This window comes from Candidiatus Paracoxiella cheracis, from assembly GCF_049348705.1.
GTDB classification, from domain to species: domain Bacteria; phylum Pseudomonadota; class Gammaproteobacteria; order Coxiellales; family Coxiellaceae; genus Paracoxiella; species Paracoxiella cheracis.
The window spans coordinates 1-19,748 of the sequence record NZ_CP186485.1 but is presented as its reverse complement, the minus strand read 5'-3'; the positions used below and the strand labels follow the sequence as shown (position 1 = coordinate 19,748).

Genomic DNA, 19,748 nt, shown 5'->3' with positions numbered 1-19,748 from the left:
GTTATTGAATAAGTTATCCATTGTTTGGGAGCTAATTTTATCATTGTTTTGCCTCTAGTGCTATAGATGAGAGTTGGTGTGAGGATTTATCAGGAGAAATCAGATATAATTGGATGAAATTGGCTGGATTTGCGGATGCGCCCATGATTGACAAGATTGACATAGAGATTACACCTGAGATATTGAAGCTTATCGCAGAGATCGATGAATTTAAAGGTGGCTGGGAAGCATTGAAGCATCTTTCTCCTGAAAGGCTGAATGCGCTCAAAAAGGTAGCGACTATAGAAAGTGTCGGTTCCTCGACAAGAATCGAGGGAGCAAAACTATCAGATACAGAGGTAGAACAACTGTTGTCGGGGGTTGATCGTACTTCATTCGCATCGCGTGATGAGGAAGAAGTTGTTGGCTATGCTGAAGCCATGGATTTAGTATTCGAGTCTTGGCGGGAGATTAACCTGACAGAAAACCATATTAAGCAGTTACACGGTGTTTTATTGAAGCATAGCTCTAAAGATGTTCGGCATCGAGGCGAGTATAAAAAACATCCAAATCATGTTGAGACATTTGATGAAAATGGAGAGAGCTTAGGTGTGATTTTTGAAACAACCTCTCCATTTGACACGCCAAGAGAGATGATGGGATTGGTCTCATTGATTCGTGAAGAGCAATCAAAAGGACAATTACATCCATTAATAATCATCGCTGTATTCGTCGTTTGTTTTCTTGCGGTTCATCCATTTCAAGATGGTAATGGGCGTTTGTCTCGGATTCTCGCCACACTAATGTTGTTGCGTGAAGGATATGATTATGTTCTCTATGCGTCGTTAGAACATGTTATAGAAGAAAACAAAGATAAATTTTATTTATCTTTGCGACAAACGCAAAAAACGTTAGGTGCCGAAAGGCAAAACTGGCTACCCTGGTTAATATTTTTTTTACAAGCACTCAAGGCACAAAAAGATCGCTTGATGAAAAAAGCTAAAACAGAAAAAATTCTTTTACAAAACTTGCCAGAATTATCTGTGAAAATATTAAGCTTAGTTAAAGAAAGAGGACGAATAACAATTTCGGAAATAGAAGTTTTAACAAGTGCGCCAAAGGGCACTATAAAAGATAGACTGCGAGACTTAGTCAAAAACAAAATGTTAATACGACATGGCAAGGCGCGGTCAACCTGGTATACGTTGCCATAATTAAAGATTCTCCGGCGCCGTGAGATGTCGGCGGATCGCAAGCCAAGAGCCTAAAAAACCCAGTATAGCTGAAATGAGTAGAATGCTAGCTCCGGTGAGTGGACTCAATCCCTTGATGACAAAAACTGTGCCGTAGGTTTGAGCCAAATGGGTAGTGGGGCTTGAAAGCCACCACAGCGATAAACTCACAAATAACCAAGCGAGGCAGCCACCAAATAGGCCGTACATGAGTCCACGATAGAGCAACGGTCGGCGAATAAACGCATTTGTTGCGCCGACTAATTTTAAGATCATGATTTCTTGCCGATGATTTTGTGTTGTTAATCGAATGGTATTGCCGACAATAAGAATGACGCCGATACCAAACAAAATAGCGATCGTATAAATCACACGTTTACCAATTGTGATGAGGTAATACAGCCGTTTTACCCACGCAATATCGAGTTGTGCAAAATCAACGGTGGGCAATGTCTTTAAGTTGGTAAATAAACTTTGCATGTCGGCAGGGCGCTGCTTATGCTGAATAGGCGTTACCACAATGACGCCAGGCAGAGGGTTATTTTTTAGTGTGTCGGCAACATCACCAAATTCGGTCGTTTTTTTAAATTCATTGAGTCCTTGTTCCGGTGAAATATAGGTGACGGTTTTTATGTCGTGGCGATTTTTTAAATCAGCCAGCAGTTGATTGATTTGAACGCTAGCGATGCCTTGCTTTAAATATAAAGAAATAGAAGGCGTGTCATTCCATGCTTTGCTGATCGATTGAAAATTTTGTAATAATAAATAAAATCCAGCCGGTAATGACATGGCGATACCGATCACCGCAACTGTCATAATGCTCGCCAAGGGTGCCCGAATCACCTCACCAAAACCAAACACACACGCGCGAAGGTGATTTAAAAACCAGCTAATAATAGGGTTAAATTGATGGTGGTTTGATTTAGTGCTCATTACCCTGATCTCCCACAAGCTGCCCTGCTTTTAAAGTCATAATGCGATGGTTTAGCGGAGCAATTAATGACAAGTCATGAGTGGCCACTACCACCGTAACGCCAACATTATTAAACGCCTCGAATAACCGCATAATCTCAAATGATAATTCAGGGTCCAGATTGCCTGTTGGCTCATCGGCTAAAACAATCATGGGCTTGTTAACTATCGCGCGCGCAATTCCAACACGCTGCTGTGCGCCACTCGATAGAGATGCTGGGAACAATCGTTCTTTTTTGAGTAATCCCACTTTATCTAATGCAGCACGAACCCGCCGCTTAATTTCTTTTTGATGGTACCCTGTGATAACTAAGGGTATCGCGACATTATCAAATATGCTGCGATGATGGAGTAATTGTGGGTTTTGAAAGATCATACCGACGTGGCGACGCAGGTAAGGGATGTGTCGAGTTGAGAGTCGCGTTAAATTTCGATTGTTAATAAAAATCTGTCCCTGTGTCAGCGGTTCAATCATCATTATTAACTTGAGTAATGTAGTCTTGCCAGCACCCGAGTGTCCCGTTAAAAAAACCATTTCACCACGATCGAGTGAAAAGCTGACATCTGAGAGCGCCTGATGGCCATTGGGATAATTTTTGCTAACGTTGGCAAAACGAATCATTGTGTGCTGGGCTTCCATGGCAATTATTCCTGCTTTTCAAATAATGCATCTACGAATTGCTTTGCATCGAATGGTCTTAAATCGTCAATGGTTTCACCAACGCCAATAAATCGAATAGGGAGTCGCATTTTTTTTGCAATTGCAAAAATGATACCGCCTCTTGCTGTTCCATCGAGTTTTGTGAGCGTAATTCCTGATAAGCCAATTGCGCTGTTAAATTGATCTGCTTGATTTAAAGCATTCTGACCTGTGCCAGCATCGATGACTAACATCGTTTCATGCGGTGCACCAGGAATAACTTTTCCGATGACGCGTTTAATTTTTTGTAACTCAGCCATCAAGTGATCTTGTGTGTGCAATCTTCCTGCCGTGTCGGCAATTAACACATCAATATTTTTTGACACCGCGGAATGCATGGCATCAAAAACAACAGCAGCACTATCAGCACCGGAGTGTTGTGCAATAACCGGGACATTATTACGTGTGCCCCATACTTCTAGTTGCTCAACTGCCGCGGCACGAAATGTATCGCCGGCTGCTAACATGACTTTTTTGCCTTGTTGTTGAAAATAATGTGCAAGCTTGGCGATGCTTGTGGTTTTGCCTACACCGTTTACGCCCACCATGAGAATGACAAAAGGAGTGGTGTTAATCGTTAAGGGCTGTTGGGACGATGATAAAATGGCTAATAATTGATTTCGCAGAGCATCAATCAATGCCTCTGGGTTCGTTAACTCCTTACGCGCCACTTGCTCGGACAAATTGTCCAATATCTCTTGGCTAGCCTCAGCACCGACATCTGCTAAAAGTAGTGTGGTTTCAAGCTCTTCCAGTAAGTTGCGGTCAATGGTTTTTTTCCCTAAAACCACATTGGCAATACCGTTGGTGAAATTTGTGCGTGTGCGCTTTAGGCGTTCACCCAGTTTGCCGAACAGTTTCTTTTTAGGTAGTTTTTCTTCGGCATCGCCGTTCTTTTTTTTTGATTTTGAAAACCCAAAAACCACTGGAAAATTCCTGTATTCGCGAGTTTTGCCTTGGCGAAACTCCTGTATTTACATTACAATGAACAAATTCTATCCTAGCATTGAATTAAGGCCAGGAACAGCCGGACGAGGTTAAAATGATTCGAAAACTCTTCATTGGACTGGCTTTGCTATGCTTGCCGCTGATTGCGTTGGCTAACAACGTAACACAATATCGGTTAAATAATGGTCTTACTCTCATCGTTAAAGAAGATCATCGGGCACCGGTTGTCTTCACATCCGTTTGGTACAAAGTTGGGGGTAGTTATGAACACAATGGCATCACCGGTATTTCGCACGTGTTAGAACATATGATGTTTCGAGGCACTCAAAAATATCCGGCGGGGACACTTGAAAAATTGATGGCTCAAAATGGTGGCCAACAAAATGCGATGACGGCTAACGATCAGACGATGTATTACCAACAATTGTCGGTGGATAAATTACCGTTGAGTTTTAAACTCGAGGCCGATCGCATGAATAATTTAACACTCAGCAAAAAAGACTTTGAAAAAGAAATTCAGGTCGTCATGGAAGAGCGGCGCATGCGCTTTGATGATAATCCTAATGCAACGACCTACGAACGATTTATGGCAACAGCGTTTGTGAATAATCCTTATCACCATCAGGCGATCGGATGGATGACAGATTTAAAGCATATGACTGTGCAAAATGTTCGAGATTGGTATCATACCTGGTATGTACCGAACAATGCGATTCTCGTTGTAGTTGGTGATGTACAACCTAAACGAGTCTTGGCGTTAGCGAAGCAATATTTTTCCCCTTTAAAGGCGAGACCAGTACCCGTTTTAAAACCGCGAACTGAAATTCCTCAAATAGACACAAAGCATGTTGATGTGTATGCGCCAGCAAAATTGCCCCTACTGTTGATGGGCTATCAAACGCCATCGTTAGTGACAGCAAAAGAAAAATGGGAGCCTTATGCCTTAGATGTGTTGTCTGCCATTTTAGCCGGCGGTGATAGTTCGCGACTTACAGAAAATCTTGTTCGTGGTCAACAAATCGCGATTACAGCGCAAGCTTCTTATAATTTATATACGCTTCATAGCAGTTTGTTTCTATTAGCCGGTGTGCCCACACCGGGACACTCGATAAAACAGTTGCAAGAAGCGCTATCAAAACAAGTTAGTGACATTCAAATGCAATTGGTAAGCCCACAAGAGCTTGAGCGTGTAAAAGCGCAAGTGATTGCACAGAATGTATATGAAAAAGATTCTTTATCAAATCAGGCGATGGACATCGGTATACCTGAAACGATCGGACTGTCGTGGCGCGTCGATGCACGATATGTGACGGAAATTAATAAAGTCACAGCGAAAGAGGTGCAAGAAGTGGCAAAACGTTATTTAACGTCAAAACGACTCACCATCGCGGTGTTGCATCCCACACCGATTCATGGCAAGGAGCCTGTTGTGACACAACCCTTATCAGCACCGGGGATACATTAAAATGAAAATAAAATTTATCGGCTTGAAGGTGGGTGCAAAACTGTCGCTTGTTAGTTTTCTTTTTATTTCATTACCACTTTATGCAGCAGCTAAACCCATCGTTAATATTCAAACTTGGCAAACAAACAATGGTGCGCACGTTTATTTTGTCAATGCGCCTCAAATTCCTATGGTGGATGTGCAAATCGTGTTTGCGGCAGGTTCTGCGTATGACGGTAAAGCATGGGGTCTTGCGTCGTTTGTTAATTCCATGCTGAATGAGGGTACAACAACCGAAAATGCCAACCAAATTGCCGATGCGCTTGATAGTGTGGGTGCACAAGTCGCTGGTGATGTGGATGGTGATAAAGCGACAGTTAGTCTGCGCAGCCTCACGGCATCAAAATATTTGACGCCCGCATTGAACACATTTACAGACATTGTAACGCGACCCAGTTTTCCAGAAACAGCATTTCAACGTGTAAAAAATCAAACCCTAGCGGCTATTCAGCAAAGCTATCAACAGCCCAGCACCATTGCGGCACAAGCTTTTTATCATGCTTTGTATCGTGATGAGCCTTATGGACATCCCAGTTTAGGTACTTTAAATAGGATAAAAGCATTAACGCGCGCTGAGGTTACTTCTTTTTATCAAAAATATTACGTGGGCAGTAATGCGAATGTGATTATTGTCGGTGATGTTTCGAAAGATCAGGCTAACACTGTTGCAGAGCAGGTTATAGGATCTTTACCCCGAGGTGAACACGCACCGATGTTTGATAAAGCAAAATATACAGAAAAAAGCGGTTATCAGTTTATTCAGTTTCCTGCCAAACAAAATACGATCATATTAGGGCAGGTTGGCATCACACATCAAAATCCCCAGTATTTTCCGTTAACGATTGGTAATCATATTTTAGGTGGGTTGCCATTGGCCTCTATTTTGTTTGACCAAGTTAGAAATCAGCGTGGCTTGGTGTATGACATACAAAGTCAACTTGTTCCACTGCAATATCGAGGTCCTTTTGCAATAGCCTTCCAATCGCGATCCGATAAAGCCAGCGATGCATTGCAGCTTGTTCAGAAAATCTTGCACAATTATGTCAAAAACGGCCCAACAAAATCTGAAGTCGAAGATGCAAAACAAAATTTGTTAGGTAGCTTTCCTTTAAAAATCGATACCAATAGTGATATCGTGGCAAACGTTTCCAACATTGCATTTTATCGTTTACCACTGGATTATTTAGACACCTATCGCGACCGTGTGAAGGCCGTAACGCCTGATCAAATTAAAAAGGCATTTCAGAATGAAATTCATCCAGATAAAATGAAGATTGTTGTCGTCGGTTTAAAGAATAACAAGTAGTCATAACATGGTTAATCAACCAAGCGGAAAGGTTCGCATTATCGCAGGGAAATGGCGCTCTCGAAAGATCACCTTTCCTGCAATTCCGGGATTACGCCCAACTCATGATCGTATTCGCGAAACTTTATTTAATTGGCTAATGAACGATATCGAAGGTGCGACGTGTCTGGATTTATTCGCTGGTAGTGGTGTTTTAGGGTTTGAGGCTTTATCACGCGGTGCAAAACATGTAACATTTGTTGATAATTCACCGGAGGTGATTGCGTCGTTAAAGAAAAACGTAGCAACATTGAATGTTGAATCGTTCGCAGATATTATTCAAGCCGAATGTCCCGATTCACTGCTTACATTAAAACACGCTCCATTCGATATTGTTTTTTTAGACCCGCCTTTTTTTCAAAATCTGATACCAGCAACTATCGATTGGTTAGAAGGTAGCAATGATTTAGAAGCGGGCGCCTTAATCTATGTCGAAATGGACGGTAGTTTGTCACCGCTGCCCCTACCTGTCGACTGGGAAACATTTCGATGGAAAAAAACATCGACCCTCATTTACAGTCTATTTAAGCGTCAATCGGGGTAAGTACTCAGATTTATATCGTTGCCATAGTGTAACTAATTGAATTTTATAAAGTCCTTCCATAGTTTTTTTCTTTCTTAATTACCGAGCATAGCTTGATAATTTTTTCTACAATAGTAAACTACGTATTTATTCGTAGATCGGTATTGCCATTTTTGCGCACTATCGAATGTTGCCGTTTTGACTAAGCCGATGATTGATCGATGGATATGGCCGATCCCTTGATTGATCTATGACTCAAAAAACTTCTGAAAGATACTCATTCATGCGATTAGCAAAATTAATTTATCCAGGTGTTGGATATGATGCCATTGTTCGCCGATTCCAATTTCTATGGCGTGTGATTAGTCGCTGTCCTTATTTTAATAAAATTTATCAGAGACTTTTGGATCCGGTCTTTGAAAAAGCAATGCTTAGACACCCAAGGCTGCTTGAAAAAGCCTTTCGACCTCATATATGTAGCGCATTCAGTATCCGAGAACGTGCCACAGCCATTGTTGATCATTTTAGTTTTCTCAAAAAAATATTTTCTGACGAGCTTATTGACGTGATCTATACATTGGACTTTGGATAAATAAAATCCCTTGCCAGTTAGGACAATAATCAAAAAATGTGAGTTTCTAAATCTTAAGCTGTTTTTTGCAGCAATTCGTAGAATTTCTCAGGTGTAAAATTTATTTTATCCAACCATGATTTTACTATCCCAATCAAATCCTCTATTTTTTCAGGGTCTGAGTTTTGCGTCTTTTCTTCAGTCCTCTGAATCGTTTTAATTTTTGAGTTGCTATTTTTGAAAATAGCAGGATGTCGCGTGCGTTTCCCCTGCGTATCACCTTTGGTTCTGCCTTGCGGATTACCGCGTGGTTTGCAGAGATTAGCAGGCGTGCCAACGGTATCAAGCACCGTAGAAAAACCCCGTTGCGTTTGTGAAGGGGTCGCAGTTATTGATGGTTTTTCGTTATCCACTTGGAAGCTCGGCAAATACCGCTCCCATTTTTTCGGTAAAATCGGGGCAAGATTCCTCGCTAGATAAAGTTGCGTATACGCTAATGCTGTCATCCGCCACCAATCTTCTTCGTGCTTAACATCCGGTGTTTGGTATCGGTCAAATAACAGTTTGTCTTTACCAAAACGAAAGTAGTGTTCAATGTCATAGCGTCTATCGTAATAGTGATAGGCTTCTAATGCTGTGATTTCATTACGTCGTTCACCAGCGAGTCCTAACCAGAGTGGATTTTTATATAAAGATTTACCGTTAGCATCAACCGCAACCAATTGCACAACAGTAACAGGATGCTCATATCCTTTAAATTGCTTTGAACCACGCAGTAATTGGTCACGCCATATTTTAATCTCCAATTGGTAAGTTTTGCCACTGCGGGTTGTAATGGGTTGCTGCACAATCTCATCGGATTCACGGTGAGTCGTGCTGTCGTTTAGTTTCATCGCATCACCATAGCGTTTTATACTTCCTGAGGTATTATCTTCTATTGATGCGGGCGCGAAAACATTACGGGTACTGTTAAAACGGAAAAGATGTACCCAATTGGGATTTTCGCTAACCAGTTTACGGCAAGCTTCTGTACCATATTTTGAATCAGCCACGCTAACCACCAATTTATGAGTAAGCGCTAAGTCTGCAATACAACGGTTAATTTGCTGCATCCCAACTACATTGCCTTTTTCATCGCTTTTAACGCGCCTCGTATCCAGTGGAACTAACCAATGCTTTTCTTGAGCTGCACCATCATTGGGCAATAGTGATACCGTTGAATATTCATGTCCAATGGTAATCGGTTTGTTACCCGGTGCTGGATTAGGGCTGTAAACCACATGGCGATCTTCAACACAGTGTGCACTTTGACGCGACTGTGGTGTCGTATCCGCAATAATGATCACACGGTCATCGCTATGACTCACATGTTCATATTGTATTTTCATCATGCTATCCCAACAATTTGCTACCGACAAACCATCGCTAATCGCATCGGTAATACTACTGTATTCACGTTCAAAGTATGGCGATTCACATAATTCTATGGGTGTTTTGCAGCGATGGCCATGGCTTGAAAGGGCATCGAGTAAATTCATATTGGCATCGCGTCGCGCGGGGAAGATGTTGTAGAGGAATGTACGGAATTGTTTTAGTTTTTCTGTCGCTAACATCGTTTGTTCCTTATTTTATTTTTTCGAACAAACGTTGTTTACAACGTAAAATTTTTTTTCGGTTTCTATGTCAAGCAATTTTTAATTATTTTTATAAATTTATCCAAAGTCCAATATACCGAATCGGGCAAAGAAATTATAAAAAGGCTTACTCATCAATGTTTTGGTTTAAGGCCTAAAGCTTTGATATTGGAATTAGTTCGGTTGTTTGCTATTGCCATTGAATGTGAGCTGTTACTGGCAGTTACTAATAAATCACACGTTTACCAAGCTCGTAAAAAGCGGCCTCAACGAATTAAGTGTAGTTACGATGCATTGTGGTCGGAGTATAGCGCTAGTGAGTTTAACGAAAAATTTGTTTGTTTACCCTTAGATAATACATACAAGCCTTTAGAGATTGTCAAAAGCAAAAAGCGTGCTATGTATCGCCGACGTTATCAGCTCTTAGAAGAACTGAAGCGGGACTGTTTATTAGTTTGTGTAAATCGCGTCAGTCAGAATTATGAATCAGCCATTGTGTTAACTGATTTTTTAATTTTATCAAAAACTACATTGCGTTCAAATTAATTTCCTCTCTTATGAATTTTAAGTTTTATACAAAATCCGCCAGGCGATCTTCAAACATAAGGGCAAAACGATTCATGGCGGCACCCCAGTCTCGAATCGGCATGGTCCATTTTTTGGCTATATTTTTTAACCCTAAATAGAGTTGTTTTAAAGCGGCATCGTCCGACGGAAAAACTCGTTTATTTTTAATAACTTTTCGGATACTCATGTTCAGTGATTCAATAGCGTTAGTGGTATAAATCACCCTCCGAATTTCTGCCGGATAAGCAAAAAATGGCACAATGCGCTCCCAATGAGTCAACCAACTTTTGGCAATCGAGGGAAATTCAGCATCCCATTTCTCAGAGAAACTCGTCAGCGCCAATTCTGCTTCTTCAACCGTACTGGCCGAATAAATAGCTTTTAAGTCAGCGGCCACTTCTTTTTTCTTTTTCCAACCCACATAGCGCAATGAATTCCGCACCATGTGTACAATGCAAAGCTGTACTTGAGTGTTAGGATACACAGCGCCAATCGCATCAGGAAAGCCCGTTAGCCCGTCAACGCAACAAATCAGGATATCTTCTAGGCCTCGATTTTTTAACTCCGTTAATACATTCAACCAGAATTTAGCGCCCTCATTTTGGCTAATCCAAATACCTAGCAATTCTTTTTGCCCATCGATATTAATTCCTAAAGCCAAATACAATGCCTTATTGATAACCTTTTTATCTTGCTGCACTTTAATCACTAAAGCGTCCAAATACACAATCGGATACACCTTGTCCAACGGACGACTTTGCCAAGCCTTCACTTCTTCAATCACTTCGTTGGTTACTGTAGAAATGAGACTCGAACAAATAGTTGTGCCATACAAATCTTTCAACTGATCTTGAATATCACGGGTAGTCATACCCCGTGCATAAAGACTCATAATTTTGTCATCCAAATCATCAAAGCGGGTTTGATGTTTTGGAATCAATTGCGGTACAAACTCATTGTTACGATCACGAGGAACCTCAATGGTCATCTCGCCATCTGTTGTTTTGATCGTTTTTTGGCTGTGCCCATTGCGGGAATTACCACTATTGTTGCCAGACACTTCGTGTTTTGCATAACCCAGCGCGTCCGTCAGCTCCCCTTCCAGAATACGCTCCGTCAGTGCCTTTTTTAACTCCTTTAACAAACCAGTATCACCGAAAATATCAGATGCGGTCTTGGTATGTTTGAGAAAATATTCCACAACCTGTGGATCTAATTTATTGGTTTTCATTGCCATAGTCAAAGACTCCGTATAATTTTAACGACCTTTCCCTGACTATCGCATTTACACAATCTTATTTATATTGGACTTTGGATAAATAAAATCCCTTGCCAGTTAGGACAATAATCAAAAAATGTGAGTTTCTAAATCTTAAGCTGTTTTTTGCAGCAATTCGTAGAATTGCTCAGGTGTAAAATTTATTTTATCCAACCATGATTTTACTATCCCAATCAAATCCTCTATTTTTTCAGGGTCTGAGTTTTGCGTCTTTTCTTCAGTCCTCTGAATCGTTTTAATTTTTGAGTTGCTATTTTTGAAAATAGCAGGATGTCGCGTGCGTTTCCCCTGCGTATCACCTTTGGTTCTGCCTTGCGGATTACCGCGTGGTTTGCAGAGATTAGCAGGCGTGCCAACGGTATCAAGCACCGTAGAAAAACCCCGTTGCGTTTGTGAAGGGGTCGCAGTTATTGATGGTTTTTCGTTATCCACTTGGAAGCTCGGCAAATACCGCTCCCATTTTTTCGGTAAAATCGGGGCAAGATTCCTCGCTAGATAAAGTTGCGTATACGCTAATGCTGTCATCCGCCACCAATCTTCTTCGTGCTTAACATCCGGTGTTTGGTATCGGTCAAATAACAGTTTGTCTTTACCAAAACGAAAGTAGTGTTCAATGTCATAGCGTCTATCGTAATAGTGATAGGCTTCTAATGCTGTGATTTCATTACGTCGTTCACCAGCGAGTCCTAACCAGAGTGGATTTTTATATAAAGATTTACCGTTAGCATCAACCGCAACCAATTGCACAACAGTAACAGGATGCTCATATCCTTTAAATTGCTTTGAACCACGCAGTAATTGGTCACGCCATATTTTAATCTCCAATTGGTAAGTTTTGCCACTGCGGGTTGTAATGGGTTGCTGCACAATCTCATCGGATTCACGGTGAGTCGTGCTGTCGTTTAGTTTCATCGCATCACCATAGCGTTTTATACTTCCTGAGGTATTATCTTCTATTGATGCGGGCGCGAAAACATTACGGGTACTGTTAAAACGGAAAAGATGTACCCAATTGGGATTTTCGCTAACCAGTTTACGGCAAGCTTCTGTCGATGCGCGCCATGGAGAGCGAAGCGAAGGCGCGTATTCCGCGGTAGGCTCGGATTTTTTGCCGAGCGTAAGCGACTGCAAAAAATCTTTACGAGCCGTCAAGTCATTTGAGAGCCCGTGCGTAGTCGAGCCGTGAGGTCGCGGAGCGCGGGCGACGAGGACGTCCGCGGCTATTTAAGTTGTCGCGTATTGCGAGTCGATTATTGACAGGGATGGCAATAATCTATCACGAGCATCGCGACACGCTTGACCATATTTTGAATCAGCCACGCTAACCACCAATTTATGAGTAAGCGCTAAGTCTGCAATACAACGGTTAATTTGCTGCATCCCAACTACATTGCCTTTTTCATCGCTTTTAACGCGCCTCGTATCCAGTGGAACTAACCAATGCTTTTCTTGAGCTGCACCATCATTGGGCAATAGTGATACCGTTGAATATTCATGTCCAATGGTAATCGGTTTGTTACCCGGTGCTGGATTAGGGCTGTAAACCACATGGCGATCTTCAACACAGTGTGCACTTTGACGCGACTGTGGTGTCGTATCCGCAATAATGATCACACGGTCATCGCTATGACTCACATGTTCATATTGTATTTTCATCATGCTATCCCAACAATTTGCTACCGACAAACCATCGCTAATCGCATCGGTAATACTACTGTATTCACGTTCAAAGTATGGCGATTCACATAATTCTATGGGTGTTTTGCAGCGATGGCCATGGCTTGAAAGGGCATCGAGTAAATTCATATTGGCATCGCGTCGCGCGGGGAAGATGTTGTAGAGGAATGTACGGAATTGTTTTAGTTTTTCTGTCGCTAACATCGTTTGTTCCTTATTTTATTTTTTCGAACAAACGTTGTTTACAACGTAAAATTTTTTTTCGGTTTCTATGTCAAGCAATTTTTAATTATTTTTATAAATTTATCCAAAGTCCAAATTTATAGACCCACTGAAGCATGCGATATTATTGCTACATCGTTATAAACGCGACCCATAACCGAGATTCCTTGGAAAGTCGAGTAAAACCCAGACTCGGTTTTTGGCAAGTAGATTGTATACACTATTTGTATATACAGCATTGCAATGCTATTTGCGGTGCCATTTTTGTAGCTTCGAATGTGTATCCTTTTAAACTATACGTCGAGATTTTCCACAGCCAATGCATTCTGTTCGATAAAATGACGGCGCGGTTCTACATGATCACCCATTAATGTGGTGAAAATTTCATCAGCCGTTACGGCATCTTCTACATTCACCGCCAAAAGACGGCGGACTTGTGGATCCATGGTAGTTTCCCACAACTGCTCCGGGTTCATTTCACCCAACCCTTTATACCGCTGGATGTTCAAACCTTTCTTTGCTTCGGTCAATAACCAATCGAGCGCATCGCCAAAATTGTCCACCTTGCTGTGTTTGTCGCCACGCTCAATGTAAGCGCCTTCTTCAATTAGATCGGCAATTTTGTCATGCAGATCGATGATGTGTCGGTAGTCTGCACAAGCAAAGAAGTCTTGATTAAAAGTATGGTCGCGTCCCACGCCGTGATTTGTGATGGTGACCACAGGTAAAAATAACTCTCGCTCCTCATTATGGCTGATTTTAATTTCATATTTAATGCCATTTTTATGGTGGCGAGCATTTAATTGTTTTTCAAAGTGTGCTGTCCATTCATTCACTTTCTTCTCATCGCTTAAGTCTTTTGCATTTAAAACACTTGTTGTTAATAATTGCTCTAAGATTTCGAGAGGATAGCGTTTTGCTAAACGATTAATGCTACGCGTTGCAGTTCGATAATGTTTCGCAATATCTTCTAAGGCAGAACTGCGAATAGCAGGAGCTTTCGCATTAGGATGTAATTTGGCCCCATCGAGCGCTAACTGTAATAATAATGCATCGAGTGATTCATCATCTTTCACGTATTGTTCTTGCTTGCCTTTTTTAACTTTATACAAGGGTGGCTGTGCAATGTAAACGTGACCGCGATCGATTAATTCTGGCATTTGTCGATAAAAAAATGTGAGTAATAATGTTCGAATGTGTGACCCGTCGACGTCGGCGTCGGTCATAATAATAATGCGATGGTAACGGAGCTTATCGGGATTATATTCTTCTGGACCGATTCCTGTACCCATCGCTGTAATTAACGTACCGACTTCTTGCGAGGATAGCATTTTGTCGAAGCGTGCTTTTTCAACATTAAGGATTTTTCCTTTGAGTGGCAATATTGCTTGATATTTGCGGTCACGCGCTTGTTTTGCAGAACCACCTGCAGAATCACCCTCAACTAAAAATAATTCACATAACGCTGGATCTTTTTCTTGGCAGTCAGCGAGTTTGCCAGGTAATCCCCCTAAATCTAGGACGTTTTTACGTCTCGTCATGTCGCGAGCTTTTCGTGCGGCTTCCCGTGCGCGCGCTGCATCGATAATTTTCATCACAATGGTGCGCGCTTGTTTTGGGTTTTCTAATAAATACTCATTCAATTTTTTAGAAACTGCAGACTCTACGACAGGTTTAACTTCGGATGAAACTAATTTGTCTTTTGTTTGCGATGAGAACTTGGGATCGGGCACTTTCACTGAAAGCACAGCCGTTAATCCTTCGCGAGCATCGTCACCGGTCGTGGTGACTTTACTTTTTTTAGCGAGACCTTCTTTCTCAATATAATTATTGAGTGTACGCGTTAATGCCGTACGAAATCCTGCTAAGTGGGTTCCACCATCATTTTGTGGGATATTATTGGTGAAGCAAAAGATTGTTTCTTGAAAGCTATCGTTCCATTGGAGGGCTAGTTCCACAACTATGTCATTTTTTTCTTTCGTAAAATAAAAAACCTCAGGATTAATGATTGTTTTTTTTCGATTGAGATGTTCGACAAAAGCTTTAATACCACCTTCGTATTCAAAAACATCGTGTTTTCCTGTGCGTTCATCGATTAATTCAATTCGCACGCCAGAGTTTAGGAATGATAATTCACGCAATCGTTTGGCTAATATATCGTAGTGAAATTCAGTGTCGCTAAATATTTCAGAGCTTGGTTTAAAACGAATTTCCGTACCGGTTTTTTCGGAATTTCCCGTTTCTTTTAATTTCTCTTGTGGGACACCCATTTTATATTGTTGCGTGTAAATTTTTCCATTTTGACGAATGGTTAGTTCGAGTTCTTCGGATAAAGCATTTACCACGGACACACCCACACCGTGGAGACCACCGGAAACCTTATAAGAATTTTTGTCGAATTTACCACCGGCATGAAGCACGGTCATGATGACCTCTGCCGCCGAGCGTTTTTCTTCAGGGTGGATGTCGGTTGGAATGCCGCGTCCGTTATCCGTGACGGTGACGGAGCCATCCGTGTGGATGATCACCCAGATGTGGCTGCAATAACCTGCTAACGCTTCATCCACAGAGTTATCCACAACTTCAAAGACCATGTGATGTAAGCCAGAGCCGTCATCGGTGTCGCCGATATACATGCCAGGGCGTTTTCTAACAGCATCGAGCCCTTTGAGGACTTTAATCGCGGATGAGTCGTATTTTTGCTTCGGGGGTGATTTAACTTTTCTCATTCTTTCTCCATAAATGGGTAAATGCTGACCAGCCCTCGGAGTTCTGTCGCTCTGTGTCAGAACTCGGTCGAGTACAAATCATGAGCTTTCAATTGGATCGAAAAAACAGAATATTATACCATAAACACCCCTTTAGGACGAAGGATTTCTTGATATAAGTTGCCATACAACTATTTGATTTTAAGTTGTTTATTTCGGTATGCGGGCGCTCATTTTGGAGTAATCTCACCATGCTCCACGTGGAACATTTTAGCTTCTTTCAGTTGTGCAATTTGACCTAAATCGTCCCTATGAACTACTGTAATAAAGATTTGAGAGTCAATTTCTTGTAGGAGTTGGGCAATACAGTCTCGTTTTTCGTGGTCTAGCTCAGAGGTGATGTCATCAATCAAAAAAATAGGGTCGTTTTGTGTTTTCTCTTTTAGTAACAACCCTTGGGCTAGATGACATGCATACAATGTTAGCTTCTGTTGGCCTTGAGATAAGACATCTTGAGCAGGAGTTCCATTGATTAGTAGGCGTAAATCGGCGCGTTGGGGCCCACTTTGGGTAAATCCGATTTGAAGATCACGTTGCAATCCTTGTTGAAGCACGGCTTCTAAGCTTTTTTCTTGTTTCCAGCCACGATGATACGATAATCGAATATTATAGTTAGGGAGTAATTGTTGTAAGAGGTTTAGAAAGATAGGTGCGAATCTAGCTAAGATATCTTGGCGTAGGCGATCTATCTCGTTGGCGGTGGTGATAAATTCATTATCCCACAGAATTATTTGCTCTAGCGGTAAACGCGCTTTAATTCCTGCATTGCGTTGCTTTAGAATTCGCTGAAATAGCTGCCAGCGCGAAAAAAAAGATTGCTCCACGTGGAACAACATCCAGTCTAGAAATTGTCGCCGTATTTTGGGTCCATTGAAAAAGAAGCGATAACTGATCGTACTCAGTAATTGCAAGGGGAGGTGTTTAGCAAGGTCTGAGATAGTAGTAACGCATTCACCGTTAATCTTAATAGTACGGTCGCCAGTTCGTAGCCGCTCGAGCCCCATAGGAATTTTTTGGTTATTCTTGTCTAAATGAGCGAAGACTGAAAAAGAATCAGTGTCGTTATTAATAATATGAGCTGAATGATTGGTTCGAAATGAGCGGCCCAGGCCTAAATAATGAATCGCTTCTAACAAGCTGGTTTTGCCAGCGCCATTTTGGCCGTAAAAAATATTTACGCGGGAGGTAGTATCGATGTCAGCAGCTTTAATATTTCGAAAATGGCGAACAATTAAGCTGGAAATCATCTTATAAACGCATGGGCATTACGACGAATGCACTACCGCTATCGCCATCTTGGTCGTTATCTTCGATTAACACGCTATTGTTAGCATCGGTAAATGTAAGTTTGACGACAGGAGTGTTAATGGTATTTAAGATATCGAGCAGATAGCTAATGTTAAAGCCGATGTCTAGGTCTTCGCTATTATAATCGATATTAATTTCTTCTTCGGCGGCTTCTTGTTCTGGATTGTTGGCTAGTAAACGCATTAGCCCAGTACGAAGTTCTAATCGTACACCTTTAAACTTTTCATTACACAAAATAGCAGTCCGATTAAGTGCATTTTTGAGCAGATCCCGATCAAGATGAATTACTTTATTGCCGCTTTTAGGGATAACGCGCTCATAGTCAGGAAAGCGGCCTTCTACAAGCTTTGAGGTGAAGGTGAATTCGTCACTGGAAACCTGAATGTGATTATTGCCGATAACAATAGTGGCTGGTTTGTCGGTATCTTCTAATAAACGCAATAACTCGATGATGCCTTTTCGAGGAATGATGATTTGTAAGCGATGGTCTGTATTGGTTCTTACGGAAGTAACTGTAGTAGCCAAACGATGTCCATCTGTCGCTACAGCTCGCAATTTTCCCGAATAAACTTCGAGTAATAGACCATTTAGATAGTAACGAACATCTTGCTGTGCCATTGAAAAGTATGTGCGTTGTAATAAGGTACGAAACTGCTGTTGAGGAATGGTAAATTCAAGATGGCTATCTTGTGGCTCAACATTCGGAAAATCTTCTGCGGGCAGTGTTGAAAGCGTAAATCGGCTACGACCAGAACGAAGTACCACTTTTTCTTTGTCACGATACAATTCGATAGGGGCATTATCTGGTAATGCGCGACAAATATCCATAAGCTTTCGCCCTGGAACTGTTAATTGGTTAAGCTCAGAAACAGAATGTTCTAAAGCAGTTTGACCAATTAGCTCAACTTCGAGGTCCGTCCCAGTGATAGATAGTTGATTATCAAGAGTTTTTAAAAGAACATTCGATAAAATCGGTAGAGTTTGTTTGCGTTCGACAACGCCGATTACTAGTTGTAAGGGTTTCAGTAACGCTTCGCGTTGAATGTTCAGTTTCATGGTCCTCTTCCCTTTGTCAGACGAAGTTAACACGAGTAATAACTATTTAGCTTATTGTAAACTGCCCCACTTATTATATTTTAAGCGGACAAAATTCGTAACAAATTTTTATAATCTTCTTGTATATCTAAAGAACTTGCTAGTAATTCTTTTATTTTTCGGCAGGCATGCAACACGGTGGTGTGATCTCGACCGCCAAAAGCATCACCAATTTCAGGAAGACTATGATTAGTCAGCTCTTTTGAGAGAGTCATTGCAATTTGTCGTGGCCTGGCAATAGAGCGGCTGCGACGTTTTGATAACAAATCAGCTACTTTAATTTTATAATACTCCGCGACCGTTCTCTGTATGTTCTCAATTGTTACGAGTTTAGCTTGTAACGTCAATAAATCCTTTAGCGCATCGCGGGTGAAATCGACTGTAATGGATTGGCCGGTGAAGTGCGCATTGGCAATGACTCTTTTTAGTGCACCCTCTAATTCTCGGACGTTCGATTGAATATTTTTTGCAATGAAAAATGCAACTTCGTGGGGAAGAGCGATTTTTAACTGTTCTGCTTTTGTCATTAAAATTGCAACGCGAGTTTCGAGTTCGGGGGGTTCAATTGCGACTGTCAGGCCCCACCCGAAACGTGATTGCAAACGCTCTTCAAGGCCGTCAATTTCTTTGGGATAGCGATCGCACGTGAGAATTATTTGTTGCTGCCCATCCAATAATGCATTAAATGTGTGAAAAAATTCTTCTTGAGAACGATCTTTACCTGCAAAAAATTGAATGTCGTCAATTAAGAGTGCGTTTACCGAACGATAATAACGTTTAAATTCATTCATAGCATTTCGTTGTAAAGCTTTAATCATATCCGCAACAAATCGTTCGGAGTGTAGATATAAAACTTTTCTATTGGGGTTGTTCTGTAAAATAAAATTTCCGATGCCGTGCATTAAATGTGTTTTACCGAGGCCTACACCACCATATATAAAGAGCGGGTTATAAGCTTGCCCTGGATTTTTCGCGACTTGTGTGGCGGCTGCACGTGCTAATTGATTTGATTTACCTTCTACAAAGTTCTCAAACGTAAAATGAGAATTCAAATTACCATGCGGGTTCATCGTACCAAACTGTAACTTACCATTCGTGTTACTAAATGTTTGTGTGTGAACGGCTGGACTATTTGGTTTAGAGACGTTGGGAGTGTTATTATCTTCGTTAGTTGTTTTACTGCCAATTTGTAATTTAATTCGAGGTGGGGCGTCTTCGGACAATTCTGCCAGTAATTCATTGATACGGGTTAAAAACCGCTCGTTGATCCAATCGAGCACAAATCGATTGGGCGCGAGCAATAATAAACCATTATGTTGTTCTACAACATGTAATGGTCGAATCCACGTATTATATTGTTGTGGCGGGATTTCGTCTCTTAAATAATTGAGACACTTCTCCCATAAGTTTGTTGACAATGACAC

Annotated in this window: 17 protein-coding genes; 6 read left to right on the top strand and 11 right to left on the bottom strand. The window is 41.4% G+C overall.

The features are described 5' to 3' along the window. Window positions 1-143: 143 nt before the first annotated feature. Window positions 144-1,193: a Fic family protein gene (locus ACJMKR_RS00085; protein ID WP_423063241.1), complete on the top strand. Its 1,050-nt coding sequence runs from the start codon at window positions 144-146 to the stop codon at window positions 1,191-1,193. Here the strand turns inward: ACJMKR_RS00085 and ftsX are convergent, their stop codons facing one another. From ftsX to ftsY, 3 genes are read right to left on the bottom strand one after another with little or no spacing between them, the layout of a single operon-like run. After that, window positions 1,194-2,144 (bottom strand): permease-like cell division protein FtsX, encoded by a 951-nt coding sequence (gene ftsX / locus ACJMKR_RS00080; RefSeq protein WP_423063240.1) that lies wholly within the window; start codon window positions 2,142-2,144, stop codon window positions 1,194-1,196. Continuing rightward, window positions 2,134-2,805 (bottom strand): cell division ATP-binding protein FtsE, encoded by a 672-nt coding sequence (gene ftsE / locus ACJMKR_RS00075; RefSeq protein ID WP_423064252.1) that lies wholly within the window; start codon window positions 2,803-2,805, stop codon window positions 2,134-2,136. Before ftsE ends, ftsX begins: the two co-directional genes overlap by 11 nt. A gap of 23 nt (window positions 2,806-2,828) precedes the next feature. Continuing rightward, a complete protein-coding gene (gene ftsY / locus ACJMKR_RS00070; protein WP_423063239.1) occupies window positions 2,829-3,809 on the bottom strand; it encodes a signal recognition particle-docking protein FtsY in 981 nt (326 codons plus the stop codon). 116 nt (window positions 3,810-3,925) lie between these two features. Between ftsY and ACJMKR_RS00065 the strand changes: the two genes are divergently transcribed. The 4 genes from ACJMKR_RS00065 (at window position 3,926) to ACJMKR_RS00050 (ending at window position 7,795) form a co-directional block, all read left to right on the top strand. After that, the gene (locus tag ACJMKR_RS00065; RefSeq protein ID WP_423063238.1) at window positions 3,926-5,296 is read left to right on the top strand and encodes a M16 family metallopeptidase; all 1,371 of its coding nucleotides are present in this window, start codon (window positions 3,926-3,928) and stop codon (window positions 5,294-5,296) included. A gap of 1 nt (window position 5,297) precedes the next feature. Then, the gene (locus ACJMKR_RS00060; RefSeq protein WP_423063237.1) at window positions 5,298-6,641 is read left to right on the top strand and encodes a M16 family metallopeptidase; all 1,344 of its coding nucleotides are present in this window, start codon (window positions 5,298-5,300) and stop codon (window positions 6,639-6,641) included. A 7-nt stretch (window positions 6,642-6,648) separates the two neighbouring features. Beyond that, window positions 6,649-7,224: a 16S rRNA (guanine(966)-N(2))-methyltransferase RsmD gene (gene rsmD / locus ACJMKR_RS00055; RefSeq protein WP_423063236.1), complete on the top strand. Its 576-nt coding sequence runs from the start codon at window positions 6,649-6,651 to the stop codon at window positions 7,222-7,224. 229 nt (window positions 7,225-7,453) lie between these two features. Further along, window positions 7,454-7,795, top strand: a complete 342-nt coding sequence (locus ACJMKR_RS00050) for a DUF535 family protein (RefSeq protein ID WP_423063235.1) — start codon at window positions 7,454-7,456, stop codon at window positions 7,793-7,795. A 53-nt stretch (window positions 7,796-7,848) separates the two neighbouring features. Here the strand turns inward: ACJMKR_RS00050 and ACJMKR_RS00045 are convergent, their stop codons facing one another. Further along, the gene (locus ACJMKR_RS00045) at window positions 7,849-9,387 is read right to left on the bottom strand and encodes a transposase (RefSeq protein WP_423062300.1); all 1,539 of its coding nucleotides are present in this window, start codon (window positions 9,385-9,387) and stop codon (window positions 7,849-7,851) included. A gap of 3 nt (window positions 9,388-9,390) precedes the next feature. Here ACJMKR_RS00045 and ACJMKR_RS00040 point away from each other — a divergent pair, with 3 nt between their 5' ends. Beyond that, the gene (locus ACJMKR_RS00040) at window positions 9,391-9,954 is read left to right on the top strand and encodes a DUF535 family protein (RefSeq protein WP_423063234.1); all 564 of its coding nucleotides are present in this window, start codon (window positions 9,391-9,393) and stop codon (window positions 9,952-9,954) included. A gap of 25 nt (window positions 9,955-9,979) precedes the next feature. On the opposite strand, the gene ACJMKR_RS00035 is transcribed toward ACJMKR_RS00040, so the two are convergent. The 7 genes from ACJMKR_RS00035 to dnaA all read right to left on the bottom strand — a co-directional run bounded on the left by ACJMKR_RS00035 (window position 9,980) and on the right by dnaA (window position 19,748). After that, window positions 9,980-11,212, bottom strand: coding sequence for an IS256 family transposase (locus tag ACJMKR_RS00035; protein WP_423062605.1), 1,233 nt, complete (start codon window positions 11,210-11,212; stop codon window positions 9,980-9,982). A gap of 135 nt (window positions 11,213-11,347) precedes the next feature. Then, window positions 11,348-12,406, bottom strand: a complete 1,059-nt coding sequence (locus ACJMKR_RS00030; protein ID WP_423063233.1) for a hypothetical protein — start codon at window positions 12,404-12,406, stop codon at window positions 11,348-11,350. Window positions 12,407-12,478: 72 nt separating this feature from the next. Then, window positions 12,479-13,135 carry a transposase gene (locus tag ACJMKR_RS00025; protein WP_423063232.1) on the bottom strand — a complete coding sequence of 219 codons (657 nt, stop codon included), beginning with the start codon at window positions 13,133-13,135 and terminating at the stop codon, window positions 12,479-12,481. Window positions 13,136-13,446: 311 nt separating this feature from the next. Continuing rightward, a complete protein-coding gene (gene gyrB / locus ACJMKR_RS00020; protein WP_423063231.1) occupies window positions 13,447-15,882 on the bottom strand; it encodes a DNA topoisomerase (ATP-hydrolyzing) subunit B in 2,436 nt (811 codons plus the stop codon). A gap of 209 nt (window positions 15,883-16,091) precedes the next feature. Then, window positions 16,092-17,168: a DNA replication/repair protein RecF gene (gene recF, locus ACJMKR_RS00015; RefSeq protein WP_423063230.1), complete on the bottom strand. Its 1,077-nt coding sequence runs from the start codon at window positions 17,166-17,168 to the stop codon at window positions 16,092-16,094. A gap of 1 nt (window position 17,169) precedes the next feature. Further along, window positions 17,170-18,285 carry a DNA polymerase III subunit beta gene (dnaN, locus tag ACJMKR_RS00010; RefSeq protein WP_423063229.1) on the bottom strand — a complete coding sequence of 372 codons (1,116 nt, stop codon included), beginning with the start codon at window positions 18,283-18,285 and terminating at the stop codon, window positions 17,170-17,172. Window positions 18,286-18,365: 80 nt separating this feature from the next. Then, the gene (gene dnaA, locus ACJMKR_RS00005; RefSeq protein ID WP_423063228.1) at window positions 18,366-19,748 is read right to left on the bottom strand and encodes a chromosomal replication initiator protein DnaA; all 1,383 of its coding nucleotides are present in this window, start codon (window positions 19,746-19,748) and stop codon (window positions 18,366-18,368) included.